At 67.6% G+C, this 18,724-nt stretch carries 10 protein-coding genes and 6 pseudogenes; 8 read left to right on the top strand and 8 right to left on the bottom strand.

The annotated features are described in order from the left end of the window. A pseudogene (locus BM314_RS09475) lies at positions 1-156 on the top strand (transposase); the annotation flags it as partial. A gap of 259 nt (positions 157-415) precedes the next feature. On the opposite strand, the pseudogene BM314_RS09470 reads toward BM314_RS09475, so the two are convergent. Beyond that, positions 416-1,458: pseudogene (locus BM314_RS09470) on the bottom strand (IS110 family transposase). A 74-nt stretch (positions 1,459-1,532) separates the two neighbouring features. On the opposite strand from BM314_RS09470, the pseudogene BM314_RS09465 reads away from it, so the two are divergent. Together BM314_RS09465 and BM314_RS09460 are read left to right on the top strand one after the other, a co-directional pair. Continuing rightward, a pseudogene (locus BM314_RS09465) lies at positions 1,533-2,395 on the top strand (IS3 family transposase); the annotation flags it as partial. A gap of 878 nt (positions 2,396-3,273) precedes the next feature. Then, positions 3,274-4,158 (top strand): annotated as a pseudogene (locus BM314_RS09460) (transposase); the annotation flags it as partial. 238 nt (positions 4,159-4,396) lie between these two features. On the opposite strand, the gene BM314_RS09455 reads toward BM314_RS09460, so the two are convergent. Beyond that, on the bottom strand, positions 4,397-5,674 hold the full coding sequence (locus BM314_RS09455) for an IS110 family RNA-guided transposase (RefSeq protein ID WP_091977954.1): 1,278 nt from the start codon (positions 5,672-5,674) through the stop codon (positions 4,397-4,399). Positions 5,675-5,821: 147 nt separating this feature from the next. Between BM314_RS09455 and BM314_RS09450 the strand changes: the two are divergent. Next, positions 5,822-6,127, top strand: a pseudogene (locus tag BM314_RS09450) (transposase); the annotation flags it as partial. A gap of 318 nt (positions 6,128-6,445) precedes the next feature. Here BM314_RS09450 and BM314_RS09445 read toward each other — a convergent pair. The 3 genes from BM314_RS09445 to BM314_RS09435 form a co-directional block, all read right to left on the bottom strand. Beyond that, complete coding sequence (locus BM314_RS09445) at positions 6,446-9,595, bottom strand: efflux RND transporter permease subunit (protein WP_091977953.1); 3,150 nt, start codon at positions 9,593-9,595, stop codon at positions 6,446-6,448. A gap of 9 nt (positions 9,596-9,604) precedes the next feature. Next, on the bottom strand, positions 9,605-10,819 hold the full coding sequence (locus BM314_RS09440) for an efflux RND transporter periplasmic adaptor subunit (protein WP_244539899.1): 1,215 nt from the start codon (positions 10,817-10,819) through the stop codon (positions 9,605-9,607). Positions 10,820-10,994: 175 nt separating this feature from the next. Next, a complete protein-coding gene (locus tag BM314_RS09435) occupies positions 10,995-11,192 on the bottom strand; it encodes a polyhydroxyalkanoate synthesis regulator DNA-binding domain-containing protein (protein ID WP_091675875.1) in 198 nt (65 codons plus the stop codon). A 246-nt stretch (positions 11,193-11,438) separates the two neighbouring features. On the opposite strand from BM314_RS09435, the gene BM314_RS09430 reads away from it, so the two are divergent. Both BM314_RS09430 and BM314_RS09425 read left to right on the top strand, forming a co-directional pair. Further along, positions 11,439-12,116, top strand: a complete 678-nt coding sequence (locus tag BM314_RS09430; protein WP_020091096.1) for a response regulator transcription factor — start codon at positions 11,439-11,441, stop codon at positions 12,114-12,116. Then, entirely contained in the window at positions 12,109-13,527 is a 1,419-nt protein-coding gene (locus BM314_RS09425; protein WP_091977951.1) for a HAMP domain-containing sensor histidine kinase, read from the top strand. The genes BM314_RS09430 and BM314_RS09425 overlap by 8 nt, the downstream gene beginning before the upstream one ends. A gap of 516 nt (positions 13,528-14,043) precedes the next feature. On the opposite strand, the gene BM314_RS09415 is transcribed toward BM314_RS09425, so the two are convergent. Beyond that, entirely contained in the window at positions 14,044-15,660 is a 1,617-nt protein-coding gene (locus BM314_RS09415; RefSeq protein ID WP_091977950.1) for an FAD-dependent oxidoreductase, read from the bottom strand. A gap of 76 nt (positions 15,661-15,736) precedes the next feature. On the opposite strand from BM314_RS09415, the pseudogene BM314_RS09410 reads away from it, so the two are divergent. After that, positions 15,737-16,222, top strand: a pseudogene (locus tag BM314_RS09410) (IS481 family transposase); the annotation flags it as partial. A gap of 461 nt (positions 16,223-16,683) precedes the next feature. On the opposite strand, the gene BM314_RS30550 reads toward BM314_RS09410, so the two are convergent. Next, positions 16,684-16,857, bottom strand: coding sequence for a hypothetical protein (locus BM314_RS30550; protein ID WP_170868063.1), 174 nt, complete (start codon positions 16,855-16,857; stop codon positions 16,684-16,686). Between the two features lie 79 nt (positions 16,858-16,936). Continuing rightward, on the bottom strand, positions 16,937-17,203 hold the full coding sequence (locus BM314_RS09405; RefSeq protein WP_020091092.1) for a hypothetical protein: 267 nt from the start codon (positions 17,201-17,203) through the stop codon (positions 16,937-16,939). 985 nt (positions 17,204-18,188) lie between these two features. Between BM314_RS09405 and BM314_RS09400 the strand changes: the two genes are divergently transcribed. Beyond that, entirely contained in the window at positions 18,189-18,413 is a 225-nt protein-coding gene (locus tag BM314_RS09400; RefSeq protein ID WP_020091090.1) for a hypothetical protein, read from the top strand. Positions 18,414-18,724 lie beyond the last annotated feature (311 nt).

Raw genomic sequence — 18,724 nt, 5'->3', positions numbered from 1 at the left:
TACCGCTGGCGCAAGGAGTACGGCGGCCTCCAGGTCGACCAGGCCAGGAAGATGAAGGATCTGGAGTGCGAGAACGCGCGGTTGCGCCGGCTCGTGACGGACCTGTCCCTGGAAAAGCAGGTGTTGGCGGACGTCGCTTCGGGAAACTTGTTCTCTATTCGGGGTTCATCGGTCAACGCCCTCTCGTGCGCATCCTGGTTCGACGCGTGATCGGTCCTGTGGAGCTCTTGCTTCTCTCCGAGGTCAGCGAACGCCGCCTCCTGATGGGGTTAGAGGGAGTGGGCGGATCCATCTAAGCCGCGCGCTCGGCAGAACCGACGCTCGAGTTTCCTCGGTCTCACCCGCTCCGGTCGTCCCCACAGGGACCTCCTCCACGCCGGAGGAGCTCGGTGTGCTTGATGCTGGTCCGTTAGCCTCAGGCTGCTGCCGCTGCCCCGGCCGACCAGCGGAAGTCCTTCTCGTCGCGCCACATGCGATGCAGCACGATCGCCAGCTTGCGGGCGACGGCCACGAGGGCCTTCTGCATGCCTCTGCGCTTGGCCACAGCCAGCCCCCACACCTTCAGTGAGGACAATCGAACCCGAGGGCCAGTCAGCAGCACGAGCGCGGCCTCATACAGTGCGGCGCGCATCATCGTGTCGCCGCACTTCGAGACCCGGCCGACCCGCATCGTCTCGCCGGACTGGTAGAGCCGCAGCGTCAGACCGTAATGCGCCCCGACACACTGCGATCGGCCGAAGCGGGCCGGGTTGTCGACGCAGGTACGGTAGGTCAACGCCACGACCGGCCCGACGCCGGGCGCGGTCATCAAGCGCCGGCAGACCGGGTCGGTGCGGACCTGATCCAACAGCATCTTGTGCAGCTTGGCGAGTTGGGTCCGCAGCGCCGAGCGCGCCTCCAACAGCGGCAGAACCACGGCCGCGACGAAGGGCAGATCGAGCACGAGGTCGCGCACGCGTTGCTCGAACCCGGCAGCCCCCACGACACCGACTTTGAGGCCGAAGTTGCGCAACTGGCCGCGCAGGTCGCTCTCGATGTCGTAAGCCTTGCGCTGAAGCAATTTGCGCGAGGTCAAGAGCAGGCGGCGTTGCTGACTGGCAGGCGTTTTGACGTGGACCGGTTTGAACAGGCCGACCCGCATCATCTGAGCTATGCCCATAGCATCGTTGCGGTCGGTCTTGTTGATGCGGGCCGAGAGGGCCGCATGCATGTGGCGGGTCTCGACGCAGATCGCCGGCAGTCCGGCTTCGACCAGGCCGGCGTAGAGCCACGGCGAGAGCGGTCCCGCCTCCAGACCGACACGCGCGTAGCTTGGCCCAGGTCGATCAAATGGCGGCCGATCACCTCGGGATGACTCTCGACGGTGGCCCGGTGCACGACCTTACCATGGGGATCGACGATGCAGATCGTGGTCTCCTTCACGGAGACATCGAGGCCGACGTGGTGCTGCTCGCTCATGGTGGGCTCCGGGATTGGATCGAAGCGCCATTATGCCGCCGCTTCCGCTGCGCGAGGCGCCCCGAATACCCCATCTAGCCCCCGAGCGACGCCGGCAAGCGGTCGACGGGATCCGGGAGAAGTACGGCTTCTCGGAACGTCACGCCTGCCGGATCGTCGGCCAGCACCGGGGCACGCAGCGCTATGTGCCGACCGTGCTGGCCGACGAGGATGGGCTGACCCGCGCCATCGTCGCCCTGGCGTCCGAGTACGGACGCTACGGCTATCGCCGTGTCACCGCGCTGCTGCAGGCAGCCGGCTGGCGGGTCGGCAAGGATCGGGTTCAGCGCATCTGGCGTCGCGAGGGGCTGAAGGTCCCCAATCGACAGAGGCCCCGCACCCGCCTTTGGCTGAACGACGGCTCGTGTGTGCGACTACGGCCGCTCCACCGCAATCACGTTTGGAGCTTCGACTTCGTGCAGGCCCAGACTCACGACGGGCGGAGCCTGCGCATCCTGACGCTGATCGACGAGCACACCAGGGCCTGCCTGGCGCTGAAGGTGGCGCGGCGCATCAACAGCCTCGGCGTGATCGAGGCGCTGGCCGACGCTATGTGCCTGCACGGCATCCCGGAGCACATCCGCTGCGATAACGGCCCTGAGATGATCTCGAAGGCACTGCGCAAATGGGTCGCCAAAGCTGGCTCGCAGATCCAGTATATCGTGCCGGGCTCACCGTGGGAGAACGGGTACTGTGAAAGCTTCAACGGCAAGCTGCGCGACGAGTGCCTGCGCCAGGAGATCTTCTAGCGCTCAAGGAAGCCCAGGCCGTGATCGCCCTCTGGCAGAACACCTAAAACCGCGTCCGGCCGCACTCGTCCCTGGGCTATCGGCCACCCGCGCCTGTCAGCTACCCGGATCTGGCCTTCCGGCTACCCATGGCAGCGGCCGTGCATTAGCCTCTCACTCGGCTCGGTCCAAAATGCCGGTCAGGTCACGCAGCGCGTAGAAGGTCGTGCGCCTCCCCCAGCAGCTCTTCCATCCTCAGATCGTAGTGGAGTGAACTCAAGCGTCCGGAAGACATCGATCACTCAAGCATAAGGGCTGCAGTCCGTTCCTTTCTTGGGGGCGTTCTCTCTTTCGCGTGGTACACATCGGTGGTACACACGGGTTCAAGGACGACGCAGAATGACCCTGTCTGTCAGCGGGTTAGCAGGTGTGGCAATCGAGTGGGGTCTGAATCCCCCCCTCTCCGCCACGTACTTGAATTTAATCGTTGATTTAACTGAGTCTTCTGACGGGGTTGCAGTAGCCGGCCCACATTGCGCCCCACATTTCGAAACGGCTTGTACCGGATGTGGATGGACGATGTGCCCGCGCGCGAGCGAGGGCGAACTCGTTGCTCGCTATCATTACCAAGGCCGATTTCTTCGAGAGTCATTCTGATAGCGCAGCCGGGTGAGGACCCATGCGACAGCGGTCATGCTCGCTGCCGGACACATGACTATAGAGATTGGGAGTTCAGATCCGCCCACCGACAGTCAGCGTGAGAGGGCGAGTCGCATCCCCGATGACCGGCTCGATCTTGCCCCAGAAGAACGCCGAGTACTGCTCCGCGCGATCGGCCGGGCCGGCGTAGCCAAGTTGGTCAGAGGCCGACCTCGGCGAGTTTTGGCTCGCGACTGCCGATGGTACGCTGATAGGCGAGCGCGAGATGCTCGCCGAGCGCGTCAGCCAGTATCTTCTCACATCGAGTATGGGTGGTGTCTCGTGACCTGACCGGCTGGCTTTGGACCGGGCTGATTGAGAGGATCAGCCAGGACCGAAGGCGTCGGACATGCGGCGAGGTCAGAAGACGAGCGGGGAGCAGGTCGTGCTGAAGCTGCGCCAGATCGAGGTGCAGACGGCACAAGGCAAAAGCTTGGCGCTGGCGTGCGAGGAGGCGGAGATCTCTGAGCAGAGCTACGACCGCTGGCGCAAGGAGTACGGCGGCCTCCAAGTCGACCAGGCCAGGAAAATGAAGCAGTTGGAGCGCGAGAACGCTCGGTTACGGCGGCTCGTGGCGGACCTGTCTTTGGAAAAGCAGGTACTGGCGGACGTCGCCTCGGGAAACTTGTAGCCCTCGAGCGACGCCGGCAGGCGGTCGATGGCATCCGGGAGAAGTACGGCCTCTTGCGAACGTCACGCCTGCCGGATCGTCGGCCTGCACCGGGGCACGCAGCCCTACGTGCCCACGCTACGTGACCACGCTACGTTCCCACACTGCCGGCCGACGCGGATGCGCTGACCCGCGCCATCATGGCCCTGGCGTCCGAGTACGGGCGCGACAGATACCGCCGTTTCACCGCGCTGCTGCAGGCAAACGGCTGGCCGGTGGGCAAGGATCGGGTTCATCCTTCGAGAACCTCAGGATGAGGGCATCTGGCCTCGCGAGGGGCTGAAGGTCCCCCAGGAGCACCGGCCGCGCAGCCGTCTCTGGCTGACCGACGGCTCATGCGTGCGACTGCGGCCGCTCCGCCGCAGCCATGTGGGGAGCTTCGACTTCGTGCAGGCGCAGACACATGACGGGCGCAGCTTGCGCGTCCTGACGCTGATCGATGAGCACAGTCGGAGATGCCTGGCGCTGAAGGTGGCCCGACGCATCAACAGCGTAGGTGTGATCGAGACGCTGGCCGATGCGATGTGCCTGCACGGCATCCCGGAGCACATCCGCTGCGATAACGTCCTACGTAGCGAGGAAGGACGGCTGGCCAGGCAACAAGTCTCCGTCCGCGAACATGCGCCCGCGGTGTGTTTGTCGTCAATGTCGATCCAGGCGGCTCCTGCCGATCCGGAAGAACTCTCGGCCATAGCGAACACAGGATCCAGCCGATGCATGCGGCACCGTGGTCCTCACCGTCCTCAACACGAGATGTCGATCCAGGCAGGAGACCCGAGCATTATCTACAGGGTCGTGGTTCTCACGCCCTCACGGCTCTGCTGAGAGGGGTTCTCCCACCTGGCACCGGTCCCTCGACGAAGGGCCGGTAGTCGGCACCGGTCTTGATGACGGCGTGCACCACGCGCGCCATCTTGGCGGTGATCGCGGTCAGCGCCTTGCGCCGCAGGTCGGCATTGTGCCGATCGCGGGCGATGTAGCGCTCAAATTTGTCGCGGAAGCCGTTCTCCCGCTGCCGGATGGCCACCTGCCCAGCCAGCCAGAGCGTACGCCGGAGCCGGGCGTTGCCGTACTTCGACAGCTTGGTCTGGCCGCGGAAGGTGCCGGATTGCTGGGTGGCCAGATCGAGCCCGCAGAACTTCAGGAACTGCCGGTGATGGCCGAAGCGGCGCAGGTCGCCGGCCTCAGCCAGGATGGTCAGGGCGTTGATCGGGCCGATGCCGGGGATGCAGCGCAGCAGCTTGTAGTCGGAGCAGTCCGTCAGGAGGGCGTCGGCCGTGGCCTCGATGGCGTCGCGCTGCTGGATCAGCCCGCGCGCCTCGCCGATGACGAGCCGGAACATGCTCACCGCAGGAGCGTCAGGCGGCACCGGCAGGCCGATCGAGCTGCGGGCCGTCTCGTAGATGTCGCCGAGCAGTTGCGCCTTGGCGACCTTGCGCCCGACGACATCCCAGGCGGAAGCGATGAAGGCCTCCTTGCTCAGCGCGGTGATGCAGGCGGGCGTGGGGAAGCGATCGAGGAAGGCGAAGAACCAGTCCGAGCGGCTGTTGTGGCGGAAGCGGTCGACCTCCGGAAAGTATAGCGGCAGGTAGTGGGTCAGGATCCGATGCAGAACCTCGGTCTTGGCCCGCGAAACGGCATCGTGTGTCTTGGACAGCTCCTGCACGTCGTTGATGCCGGCGGCGAGCGGGTCGTGATACACCTGCGAGGCGCCGATGCGGATCATGTGCAGCATGACCTGGGCGTCCTTCGGGTCGTTCTTGTCCCAGCCGTTGTGCAGGGCCTCGCGGGTGCGGGCGAGCGCCACGGAGGAGATCAGGCGCACGGCAAAGCCGGCCTGGAGCAGGCGCCAGGCGATCGGGCGGTGATAGTTGCCGGTGGCCTCGAAGCCGCAAGTCACCGGCTGACCAAGGTTCGACAGCAGCGCGATCAGACGATCGTGCTCGGCGCGGGTGTTGAGGACGCTCAACCGGCGTCGTCGGCCGGAGCCGGGCACCTCGATGAGGACCTCGTTGCGGGCCTTGGCGATGTCGATGGCTACGAGAACGCCGGCCGGCGGCGTAAGCTGTGGTCTGGTCATGGTCGATCCGTCTCCGGAATGAGGCTTCGAACACCGTCACTCTAGAGACCTGCCGGTCGGCCATGACCGCCCCAGGGCGGCGCGCTGCGCTCAGCATGGCTTCGCGCGCCGCCCCAGAACCGTCGAGCCATCTTCCCGATGTGCTACGGCCCCGAGCTGATCTCGAAGGCGCTGCGCCAGTGGGTCGCCAAGACGGGGCCACAGATTCAGTACATCGCACCCGGCTCGCCGTGGGAGAACGTATACTGTGAGAGCTTCAACGGTAGGCTGCGCGAGGAGTGCCTACGCCAAGAGATATTCTACTTGCTGAAGGAGGCGCAGATCGTGATTGGTCGATGGCAATCTACCTACAACCGCGTCCGACCGCATTCGTCGATTGGCTATCGGCCACCTGCGCCTGTCAGCTTCCCAGATCTGGCCTTCCGGCTCCCCGTGGCCGCCACCATGCAGTAGCCTCGCAATCGGCTCGGTCCAAAATACCGGTCAGGTCAAGGAGACACCCGAACCGAGGCTATGAAGATGGGGACATATGCGGACGTTCCGCTGGCGACCCATGCCGGCCGCCCGGATCGCGGCCAAGCTTTCGCCCAAAGCGGTCATCTGCGACCGGCCGCGCACGGTCGGTAGGCATCCAAGTCGGCGGCGACTGTACCTGAGATTCCCTGTTCGAAGCAGTTCAACGCGGCGAACTCTTGAACTCGAGCAGTTTATGTCGCGAGCAACGTCGGTACTCCCGCCCCCCGGCGAACTCAGCCGTCGCCGTGAGTGCGCTCATCGACCGGTCCCCTGCTGCATCCGCTGGCGGGGCTTCGAATGCCGTCGCTTGCTCACCCTGCCGAAGGGCAGGCGCAACGTCGCGATCACCGGATAGACGGCGGGAAGAACGACGAGCGTCAGCAGCGTCGCGGTGATCAGGCCGCCGATCACCACCGTGGCGAGCGGGCGCTGCACTTCCGCGCCCGCGCTGGTCGAGAGCGCCATCGGCAGGAAGCCGAGCGCTGCGACAAGGGCCGTCATCATCACCGGGCGCAGGCGCCTCTCGGCCGCCCGGGTGGCCGCCTCCCGCGGGTCCAGGCCGGAAGCTTCGAGGTCGCGGATGGTGCTCGTCAGCACCACGCCGTTCAGGATCGCGATGCCGAAGGTCGCGATGAAGCCGATCGCCGCCGAGATCGAGAACGGCATGTCGCGCACAGAGAGGGCAAGGATGCCCCCCGTCGCGGCCATCGGCACGTTGAGGAAGATCAGCCCGGCGCGGCGGATGTCGCCGAACATCACGACGAGGAGGACGAGGATCCCCGCCAGCGCCGCCGGCACCACCACCGAGAGGCGGGCGGTAGCCTCCTGCAGGTTCTGGTACTGGCCGCTCCATTGCAGCGCGTAGCGGGGCGGCAGCTTCACCTGATCGGACACGGCCTTCTGCGCGGCGTCCACGAAGCTCTGCACGTCGCGGCCGCGGACGTTGGCCTGGATCGAGATCCGCCGCTGCAGCCGCTCGCGGCTGATCTGGGCCGGGCCGGAGGTGACCTCCACCGAGGCCACCATCGCGAGCGGCACCGTCATGGCGGGACCGGTCTCCTTGCGCGGCCGCCCCACCGGCAGGGCGCGGATGCGCTCGATGTCGCTGCGGTCGGCCGGGTCGAGCCGGACCACGATGTCGGTGATGGAATTGTCGTCGCCGTAGACCATGCCGGCGGTGCGCCCGCCGATGCTCTCGACCACGTCGAGCACGTCCGAGACGTTGATCCCGTAGCGGGCGGCCTTGGCCCGGTCGACCCGGATCGAGAGCGCCGGCATCCCGGCCTGCGCCTCGGCCTTCACGTCCGCCGCGCCCTGAATGCCTGAGACCACCCGCACGATGGAATCGGCCGTGTCCTTCAGGACCCTCAGATCGTCGCCGTAGAGGTTGATCGCGACGTCGCCGCGCACGCCCTCCAAGAGGTCGTCCATCCGCATCTGGATCGGCTGCGAGAAGCTGTAGGCGACGCCCGGCACCTCCTCCCGGAGGCGCTTGTCGAAGGCCGCGACGAGCCCTTCCTGGCTGTCGGCGGTCCTCCAGGTCGAGGGGTCGGTCAGGGTGATGAAGCTGTCGGTCGATTCGACGCCCATCGGGTCGGTCGGGATCTCGGCGCTGCCGGTGAGGGAGACGATCCGCTTCACTTCGGGGAAGGATTTCAGCACCCGCTCGATGCGGGTGACGGTGGCGAGCGAGGCGTTCAGCGCGATGCCGGGCAGCTTCTCGGAGGTGATGACGATCGAGCCCTCCGACAGCTTCGGCAGGAACTCGCCCCCGAGACGCGTGGCCATCGCGCAGGAGCCGGCGAACAGGGCGACCGTCGTGAGCACGGTGGCGAGCGCGTGCCGCTCGGCCCAGCGCAGCACCGGCGTGTAGACACCCCGCACCGCGTGGACGAGACGCGTCTCGCGCTCATTGACACCGCGCCCGGCGAGAAAGAGCGCCGCGAGCGCCGGCATCAGGATCAGGGTGACGACGAGCGACGAGGCGAGCGCCAGGATCACCGTGAGCGCCATCGGGGCGAACATCTTGCCGGCCACGCCTTCCAGCGCGAGGATCGGGACGTACACGATGATGATGATCGCCACCGCGAAGATCACCGGGCGGGCCACCTCGGCGGCGGCGTCGCGGATCAGGTCGTGGGCCGGGCGGTCCGGGTGCTCGCCCCGGGCGCGGAGCACGTTCTCGATCATCACCACCGCGCCGTCGACGATCAGCCCGAAATCGATCGCCCCGAGGCTCATCAGGTTGCCCGACAGGCCGAGCAGCCGCATCCCGGCAAACGCCATCAGCATCGAGAGCGGGATCGCGGCGGCGACGATCAGCCCTGCGCGCAGGTTGCCGAGCAGCAGGAGCAGCACCACGATCACCAGCACCGCCCCCTCGAGGAGGTTGTGCTCCACCGTGCGGATGGTGCGGTCCACCAGCGCGCTGCGGTCGTAGAACGGGACGATCTCGACCCCAGGCGGCAGTTGCTGGCGCAGGGCAGCGATCGTCTTCTTCACCTCCGCGACCACGGCGCTGGCATTCTCGCCGTAGCGCATCATCGCGATGCCGACGACGGTCTCGCCTTCCGCGTCGTGGGTGACGGCGCCGAGCCGGACCTTGGGGGCCTCCTGCACCGTGCCCAGCGTGCCGAGCGTCACCGGCACGCCGCCGGGGCCCGTCGCGACGACGATGTTCGCGATGTCCTCCGGGCCCTTGGCGAGGCCGAGGCCGCGGATCGTCTCCTGCTGGTCGTTGTGCTCGATGTAGGCGCCGCCCCGGGCGGCGTTGTTCTCGGCGAGCGCCGTGTAGACCTGGGCCAGCGTCACGCCGTAGCGGCGCAGCGCGTCCGCCGAGACGCGGACCTCCTCGGTCGGCATCTGGCCGCCGTAGATGTTCACGTCGGCGATTCCGGGGGTGAGCTTCAGCTTCGGCGCGATGGTCCATTGCAGGATGCGCTTGAGCTGCATCGGCGTGTAGGCGGGCCCGCGCAGCTCGAACTGGTAGATCTCGCCGAGCCCGGTCGCCATCGGACCCATCTGCGGATCGCCGACTCCGGCGGGCATCAGGCTCTTGGCCTGGGGCAGGCGCTGGAATACCTCCGCCCGCGCCGCTGTGACCGACACGGATTCGTCGAAGGTGACGTAGACCGCCGAGACGCCGGCCCGGGACGTCGAGCGGACGTTGGAGAGCCCTGGCGCGCCGGCCATCGCGTTCTCGACCGGAAAGGTGACGAGCCGCTCGACCTCCAGGGGACCGAGCCCCGGCGAGAGGGTGAGGATCATCACCTGCTTCGGCGAGATGTCCGGCACCGCGTCGATCGAGAGACCTTCGAGGTTAGCGGCTCCGCCCGCCGCCGCGGCCAGCGCGATCATCAGCACGAGGAAGCGGCGGCGGACCAGGATGGCGAACCAGCTCTTCATCGCCGGCGCTCAATCCGTCGAGCCGAGAAGGCTGCGCAGCAGGATGGCCTTCAGGCCGAAGCTGCCCGCGGTCGCAACACTCTCACCCGCCGCCACGCCTCGGCGCACCTCCACCCAGTCGGTGCGCTGGATGCCCAGCGTCAGGGCCCGCCGCTCGAACCTGTCCGGGGCCGTGCGCACGAAGGCGATGGGGCCGGTGTCCGTCTGCTGCACGGCCGCCGCCGGGATGGTCACGCCGTCGCGACCGAGATCAGCCGCGACCGTCACCGAGACGAAAAGGTTGGCGCGCAGGAGATCCTGCGGGTTGTCGAGTTCGATCCGCGCCGGCGCCGTGTTCGTCGCCGGATCGAGGGCGGCGTTGACCGAGCGGACATGGCCCTCGAAGGGCGGATGGCCGGGCACCGGGCTCTCCACCGAGACCGCATCCCCGGCCTTCACCCGGGAGATGTCGGCCCCGTAGAGGTTCGCCAGCACGACGACACGGGTGGGATCGGCCACCGTGAAGGCGTCGCGCCCGGTATCGACGACCTCGCCCAGGGTGATGCCGACGCTCGTCACCACGCCGGCAATCGGCGTGACCACGGCGCTGGTGCCCGGCGCGGCGCCCTCGGCCGGTGCGAGGCGCTGGTACTGCGCCCGGTACATCTCCGCGTTCGCCTGCGCAGACTTCACCGCCGCCTGTGCCTTGGCGAGATCGACCTGCCGCCGCTCGACCTCGGCTTGCGCCACGCCCCCGAATTTCAGCTGCTCCAGCCCACGCTTCACCTGGAGCGCCGCCACCGCCTCGGAGGCCCGCGCCTCGCCGAGGGCGGCTTCAGCCGCCTGAAGCCCGTTGCGGGCGTCGAGGAGGCCGGCGGCATCGAGGGTCGCGAGCGTCTGCCCCGCCGTCACCCGGTCCCCGGGCTGGACGGCGAGGCTCAGTACACGCCCCTGCGTGCGCGGCTTGAGATGCGTCACCCGCCGCTCGTCGAAGGCGACGGTGCCCGGCGCCCGCACCGGGAGCACGATCCGGCGGGTCTCCGCCGTGCCGAAGGCCAAGCCGATCCGCGTCTGCCCCGCCCCGTCGAGGGTGACGAGATCGGGGTTCGCCGGGGCGTCGTCGGAACGATCCGCCTTCGCCTCGGGGACCGCGGGCGGGGCGAGGCCAAGGCCGGCGAGGAGTGGGCCGCGATAGGTCCAGCCCGCGAAGGCCACGGCGGCCAGCACCGCCAGGATGAGCAGCACTCGCGGCGCGCGGCTCCGGCTCACAATCGGAGCCGGCGCGGAGGCATCCCCGCGCCCGAAGCCATCGGTCTCGGATGCCTCGGAGACCTCCGCGGGGCGCGCGGACGCTTCGGTGTTCAGCGACATGGACAGGCAGCTTGCCGACCGGTCGGGCCGGACGCTCCGCGGATCAGGTTCATGCGTCGAAGCCGGTGGGGAGCACCTCGTCGCTGACGAAGCGCCCGGTCTCGACCTCGCGGATCACAACCTCGAAGCCCTCGCCGCGCCATTCCCGCAGGCGTTCGACGGAGACATAGGTGCGGGTCTCGACGTCGTAGAGCCGGCTCTGGGCGTAACGGTTGATGAGGCGGCGGGGCCGCCGCTTCCGGGGCATGTGTGGACTCCCTCAGCGGTGGGGGATCGCGGCGGGTGCGGGGAAGCGGCGTAGCAGGAACAGCATCGGAAGAGCCCGCTGAGGATCGCGCCCAGCCGAACAGGGCCCGAGGTGCGCGCTAGAGTCATTCTAATAAGTTGGACGAAGCCGATGGGGCGCCACTAAATTCTGATTCACAGTCGCTTCCTCGCGCAGACCGCAGGGCCGACATGCGACACACTGGCAACGCGGGAGGACCGGGTTCACGTGGCGAGGCTGCTGCTGATCGAGGACGACGGGGACACGGCCGGGGACGTGCGCGACGACCTGCGCGGGCGCGGCCACGAGGTCGCCTGGGCCGCGACCGGGCCGGACGGCGCTCGCTCGGCGCGGCAGGGCGGCTGGGACGCGATCATCCTCGACCGGATGCTGCCCGGCCAGGACGGGCTCGGCGTGCTGCAGGACCTGCGCCGGGACGGGGACCGGACACCGGCCCTCGTCCTGAGCGCGCTCGGCGACGTCGACGAGCGCATCCGCGGCCTCCGGGCCGGTGGCGACGACTACCTCGCCAAGCCCTTCGCGCTCGGCGAACTCGCCGCACGGATCGAGGCGCTGCTCCGCCGCCCGGTCGACACCCGCGAGACGCTGCTGCGGGTCGGAAGCCTGGAGATCGATCTCATCGCCGGGACGGGCCGGCGCGGCGCGCGCGACCTCGACCTCCTGCCTCGGGAACTCAAGCTCCTCGCCTATCTGATGCGCGCGCCCGGTCGGATCGTCACACGGGCGATGCTGTTTGAGGAGGTCTGGAACTACCGCTTTACTCCGAAATCGAACCTCATCGACGTCCATCTCGGCCGCCTGCGCCGCAAGCTTGAGGCGGCCGGGGAGGCGCCCCTGATCCAGAACGTCCGCGGCGTCGGTTTCACCCTCACGCCCGATGACTGACCTCCTGCGCTCGACCACCCTGCGGTGGGCGGTGGGGATCGCCCTGTGGTCGGTGCTTCTCGCCCTGACGATGTTCGCCTTCATCTACTGGCAGACGGCCTCCTACCTGCGGGAGGAACTCGCCGAGACCCTGCGGCTGGAAGTCCGCGCGGCCGCCGCCGACCCCGCCGCCACGGCGTTGCGGGTCGACACCTGGACCGCCATGGACCCGCATGCCCGGCACTATGGCGGCGACTTCGCTCCGGACGGCGTCCGGCGCGCGGGTAACCTCGATGCGATGCCGAAGGGGCTGCCGCGGGACGGGGATGCCTACCGGGTGAACGCCACGGTGGAGGTCGGGGGCCGCAGCCTCGCCGACGAGATCTGGGCCGCGGCCCTTGCGCTGCCCGGCGGCGGCACGGTGGTGATCGCCCACGACACCGACGACATCGACCGGGTGCGGGTCACGACGCTGCGGGCGCTCGGCCTCGGGCTACTGCCGATGCTGGCGCTCTCCGGGATCGGCGGCCTCGTCCTCGCCCGCCGGGGCCGCAGGCGGTTCGCCGCCACCGAGGTGGCGCTCGCCGAGGTGATGCGCGGCAACCTCGGCAAGCGCCTGCCGGTCGGAGGCCGGGGCGATGAGTTCGACCGCCTTGCCGCCAACGTGAACCGCATGCTCGACGAGATCGAGCAACTGATGGGCGAAGTCCGCAGCGTCGGCGATGCCGTCGCCCACGACCTGCGGACGCCGTTGACCCGCCTGCGGGCCCGGCTGGAACGCAGCCGGGCGCAGGCGCGAACGGTGGCGGAATTGCACGAGGCGATCGATCAGGGCCTCGCCTGGATCGACCAGACACTCGCGATGGTGACGGCCGTGCTTCGGATCGGCGCGATGGAGGAGGGCCGCCGGACCGCCTTCGCGCCGGTCGACCTCGGGGAGGTCGCCGCTGCGGCGGTCGACTTCTTCGAGCCCGAGGCTGAAGAGAGGGGCGTCCGGCTCGTCCTGTCGGCGGTGGGGCCTTTCACCGTCCACGGCGACCGGGACCTCTGCTTCGAGGCCCTGTCGAACCTCATCGACAACGCCGTGAAGTTCACGCCCCCCAGAGGGACCGTCCGGGTCGGGGTCGCCTGGACCGGCCAAGCGATCGAGGTGGCCGTGGAAGATACCGGCCCAGGCCTGCCGGCGAGCGAGCACGAGAAGGTCTTCCGCCGCTTCTACCGCGCCGAGATGTCCCGCCAGACCCCCGGCAACGGCCTTGGCCTCAGCCTGGTCGCCGCCATCGCCAAGATTCACGCCGCAAGCGTGAGTGTTCGCACGTCGGAAAAGGGTGGTTGCCGTTTCGCGATGACGTTCCCGAATTTGACCATCGAAGACCGCACGTCTTCTACTAATTGGACGGCTTCGAGAAAAGATCCGCTTGTCAATTCTTGAATGAATTTCTGGCCCTACCCGCTAACTGATCTGCCAATAGGCTCGCGTATCAAGAAGCGTCGCGGCACGTCCGCTTCCATGTCTATGCCAGTCGAAAGCAGGCCGTTTCAGATCCACCCATCTTGGACGTTCAGAAGAGCGCGTCGTGGTGGTGACCTGGCCGGTCACTAGGTCGAGCGGGGCGCGTTCGTGCCGGTCCTGCAGAGCTTCGCCACTGAGCGCTCTGTGTTCACGGCGCTGTGGCCGGAGAGCCGACGCGGCGATCCAAACGTGAAGGCTTTCCCGGCATTCCTCGGTGGTATGCTCCCATCCCCGACACCTTGGGACAAGCTGTTCGAAGGTGCGGCGAGGGCGTGAGCGGTCCCCGTGGAGATGTCCGCTTCGGGACATCCGCCGGTCGGAAGCAGGCGGGCAGGAAGCCACCCGAAACAGTCTGGCAGATAGTCAGCAGAGCTTCCCAGAAACGGCCGTTCGTCGATCCGGCGCTCCGATCGTGTGCGTCCCGGGCGGCGAACTCTACGACCGAACGTGCTCCCACACCTTGGAGATGACGACCGATCCCTCGCCGACCGAGGCTGCGACCCGCTTGACGGAGCTGGCGCGGACGTCGCCGACCGCGAAGATTCCCGGATGCGACGTCGCGTAAGGCGAATGCGCGCCGATCGCGTCTCCGGTCAGGACGAAGCCGTGGTTATCGAGCTCGACGAGCCCCGAGAGCCAGCCGGTATTGGGGGCGGCGCCCACCATGACGAACACGGCGCAGGTCGAGATCCTGCGCGTCGCTCCGTCGGCGACGGTGCGGATCGTGACCGCGTCGAGATGGTCATCGCCGTGCAGATCGGTGACTTCGGCCCCGTACTCGATCGTGATCGCCGGGTCTGCCTCGAGCCGGCTCGACAGGTACCTCGACATGGAGGTGGCGAGTGATTGCCCGCGCACCAGGAGGCGAACGTGCCGCGCTGAGCGGCTGAGATACATCGCAGCTTGGCCCGCCGAGTTGCCGCCGCCAATAATGATTGCCTCGGCATTCCGGCAGTAGCGCGCCTCGATCTCCGTCGCAGCGTAGTAGATGCCGGCGCCCTCGAACGCTTCGAGGCGGTCGATCGGCAACCTTCGGTACTGGACGCCGGTCGCGACGACGACGGCCTGTCCCCGAACGCGCCGGCCGTTGTCAAACGTCGCACAGAACGATCCGTCCTCGAGCCGCTCCAACTTCGCCACCCGTCGCGGCATCGCGAAGCGAGTGCCAAACTTCATCGCCTGGATCTCGCCGCGCCAGACGAGATCGGCGCCCGAGATCCCGGTCGGGAAGCCCATGTAGTTCTCGATCCGGCTCGATGTGCCGGCCTGACCGCCGATCGCCACATCCTCGATGACCAACGCGCGCAGCCCCTCCGCACCCGCATAGACGCCCGCTGCCACCCCGGCCGGCCCGCCGCCCACGATGAGGACGTCGAAGGCCTCGTCGTCGACGAGGTTGTAGTCGAGGCCGAGCAGCCGCGCGACCTTGGCGGGCGTCGGCTCGGTCACGACCACGTCCCGGCCGAAGATGACCGCCGGTCGGTTTGCCGAGATCGAGCAGGCCGTTGCGACGCTTGCCGCCTCCGGGCTGCCCAACGGATAGGTCCTGTAGGGAAGCCGGTTGCGGCTCGCGAACTCGGCGATCCGCCGCACGCTCCGGTCGTCGTCCTCGCCGATGAGCACGAGCGTGCCGTCGTGCGAGTCGAGCTGCCGCCGCCGCCGTGCGGCGAGGACTGTGATGATGATGTCCGACATCTCCGGGATCTCGGACATCAGTCGCAGCATCTCGGGGCGCGGCACCTCGGTGACGACCGTATCTGCGCTCGCCCGCATGGGCATCGACCAAACGCCGCCGTTCAGGAACGAGATTTCGCCCATGAACTGGGTCGGACCGAGGGTGGATGGGAGATGGCGCTCGTCCGTGAAGGGATTCACGACTTCGATCTCGCCGGCCTCGACATACACGAAGCGATCGGCTGGCTCACCGGCACGGACGAGAAAGGCGCCTGCGGTGTAGTGCTTCTCGGCCCCGATCGCCCGCAATGCGGCGACATGCGATGCAGCGAGGGGTATGCGCTGCATCTCCCGCAGGTCACGGCCGATCGTTTCCAAGGGTCGCTCCCGTCGTAGGCCATCCGCTGCGGCGCAGCATCGATGGCTCGGCCGCTACAGGCAAGACCCTCGATGTTTGATCCCGCGGTGTGGTGGTACGGTCGACCGTCATGCTGCGAGGGATGCCCCGACGACAGTCCAGAAGTGGCGAACGCGGCAGCTGACAGGTGATGCCGCTAGGGGGCCGGAGCAGCCGCGTTCGACGGTTCTGACCCCAGCGGAGGAGGTCATCATCGTCGCCTTCCGCCGGCACACCCTGCTGCCGCTGGACGACTGCCTCTACGGCCTACAGCCCACGATCCCGCACCTGACCCGCTCGTCGCTGCACCGCTGCCTGGAGCGGCACGGCACCAGGCGCCTACCGGACGGAAGGCGACAAGCCCGAGAAGAAGCGCTTCGCCGATCACCCCACGGCTACATGCACATCGATATCGCCGAGGTCAGGACAGAAGAAGGCAAACTCGACCTGTTTGTGGCCATCGACCGAACCTCGAAGCTGGCTTTCGCCAAGCTGGAAGCAGAAGCGAACCGCTACACGGCATCGGACGTCCTGCGCGCGCTGACGAGACGGAGGGACATGGGTTGCCGCTGCGAAAGCGCAGCGATCCTGCTACCCTGCGCACAGCCGTCGCCGCTCGGTGGCGCACCTCAGCGCGAGGCAAGTCGATCATGCATAGCGCGGCGATCAGGTGGCTCGTTGTCGCGCTCGCGGGCTTCGTGAGCACCGAAGCTGTCGCCCGGCGTTCTCGAGCGAGCAGCCCCGCCCCGCGCGGCGCGACTGCGTTCTCCCCCTTCGCTTTCCCGCGGCCGCCCAATACCGCGCCGCGTCCCGCCGGCGACGGGATCATCCACTGGAACACGCCGAACAAGGACGGCAATCTCGGCGGACCCGGAACAGGGGGAGGTGGCGGCGGTGGAGGCTGACCCCGCTCAGCTTCGCCATCGGGCGCCCGTGGTCCCGCACCCCGTCGCGGAACGGGCGTCTCGGGAGTAGTGGCGGCAACCCTGAGGCAGGGACGCCTGTCAAACCGCACCCAGGCCCATCAGCACGACGGCCATTTGCCAGCCAACCACCAGCATCGCGGCGATCCACACCACCGTCGCCACGCCGCCTGCGACCATGATCATCGTGAGGAGGCGATCCATCCAGGGACGCATGGATTGATCCTGAACCGACACTGTCTCGATGTGAGCCATGATTCACCGTCGCATCAGCGTACCGAGTCGATGTCCGCAAGCTTGGTTCCTGCGGCGGAGCACATAGCCCGCCCGCCAGTCAGGCATACAGGAGGTAGAGCACGGTCGCCGGAGCGATCACGACATTGGCTGCGCCGAGGCACACGAGAATCATCACGGCTGTCGCATGGAGGTTCGGCCTGTTCTTGAACATCCATTCCGCAGGGAATGCGAGTACTGTGATCGGCAGCATGCAGAGGACGATCGAGATCCACAGCAGTGCGCCCGGCACGAAAATGAGGAGACCGAGCCGGCTTCTGGGCAACCACTCCGTCCGTTGATCGCGTGCAAGGATGGCTTCCGACATCTGACGCGCCGCCCCCTCTTCCAGATGGCTAATGCAACTAAAAGTTGTATATGTCGGATTAGCGTCACCTCAACGGGAAATCCCCCGGCGCCTCGGGTTCGGATTACGCAGAACCTGAGCAGCACCCGCCGTTGCGTTGCCCACCTGCCGATGGGCCTGTGAACACAGCAGGATGGCGGCGCCCGACAGGGTGACCGGTAACGCGTTCTAGCCTCAGCGGCGGCGTGCGACCCTCGCCGCGACCCAAGGTGAGGCTGGCGCGGGTCTCAGCAGCGCATCGCCGGCCTCGAAACTCGCCACCTCATGGTCCGTGCCGCCCCCGGACCTGCTCTGAAGCGGGCTGTGGACCTCCTCAACACGGAGAACGCCCGATACCCGAAGACCGAAGACACGGAAGACCCGCGGAGGCTGCGTACGCTGCTGGGCGCGAGGCCCGCGTCGGTGCTGAGCGGCAGACCGCTCCTTCCGCCGGCTCCGGATGCGGCAGGGCTTGGCTGACGTCCCGGCGGTCGGCCTCTCGCGAAGGACCGCGATGAGAGCGTCGTCGCGAAGCGGGAGACCGGAATCCGAGCGCCCCGGCTGGCGCAGGTCGATCCTGCCAGCCTCATGCAACAATCGGAGCAATCCTCGCGACATCCAGCTTGACCATAAGGCCGCCTCGGAACAGCCGAGCTGACGGGGCCACGATGACCAAGCCGATCACCCTGACGAACCGTCTCGTCGACGCCGTCGTGACGGCCGCCATGGCGTTCAGTCTCGTCGTGCACGCCCAGGTCATGATCCTGCCGCCGCACTTCGTGTGACGGACGATCGAACGTGGAGGATGCCGAATTGTCTCACCCGCTGTCGTGCGCGTGAGAAGGGGCCGTCGGCCCCCAACTCGGCAGTGCCGAGCAGCTGGTCCCTCGCGAACCCAGCAGTTTGCCACATTGAACCATCACCGTTTCATGCACGTATGCGTTGTATATGGAGCTTGGAGGTTGTGATGCAGGCATCCGAATGCTGCATCATCCGGGTATCTATCGCCGCGAGCCTCGGCTGGCTCATCGCGATTACCCTGATGTGGAAGCATGGCGTGCTGGCCGCGCTGATCGTCAGCCCCTTGTTCGGGACCGCGGCGGCGATCGCCGCCATGACCCTGTTCTGGTTCGTGAGCCTGTTCGTCTCCTGCGAACCCATCGGGCCGCGGGCGTCTGACACCAACCGGTAGCAGGATCGGAGAAGGTCGCAGCGCCGAGCCATGTGCACCGGGATCGGCGCGGCGCCGGCCGGCGCCCGATCGGAGCCGGGCGCGTCGGGGCGAGTCGGGTCCGCATCCTGCGGGGAGCAGGCGCAGCTGCTAAGACGTGGCCATGAAGCGGAGACCGCCTGACCGACTCACGACGATCGCGATTCTCGCGGTCACCGCCGCGCTCGCAGCCGTGCTCGTTGTGAGGCTTCGTGACCCCACGCCTCCGCACCGTGGCCCCCTGCCCAGTTCATCCGCCGCCAGGCGATGATGCAAAGCCCGCGTTGAACAAC

Source organism: Methylobacterium sp. 13MFTsu3.1M2 (genome assembly GCF_900112625.1).
Lineage (GTDB): Bacteria > Pseudomonadota > Alphaproteobacteria > Rhizobiales > Beijerinckiaceae > Methylobacterium.
Note: the sequence above shows the minus strand (reverse complement) of the source record. Positions and strands in the feature narration are given on the sequence as shown.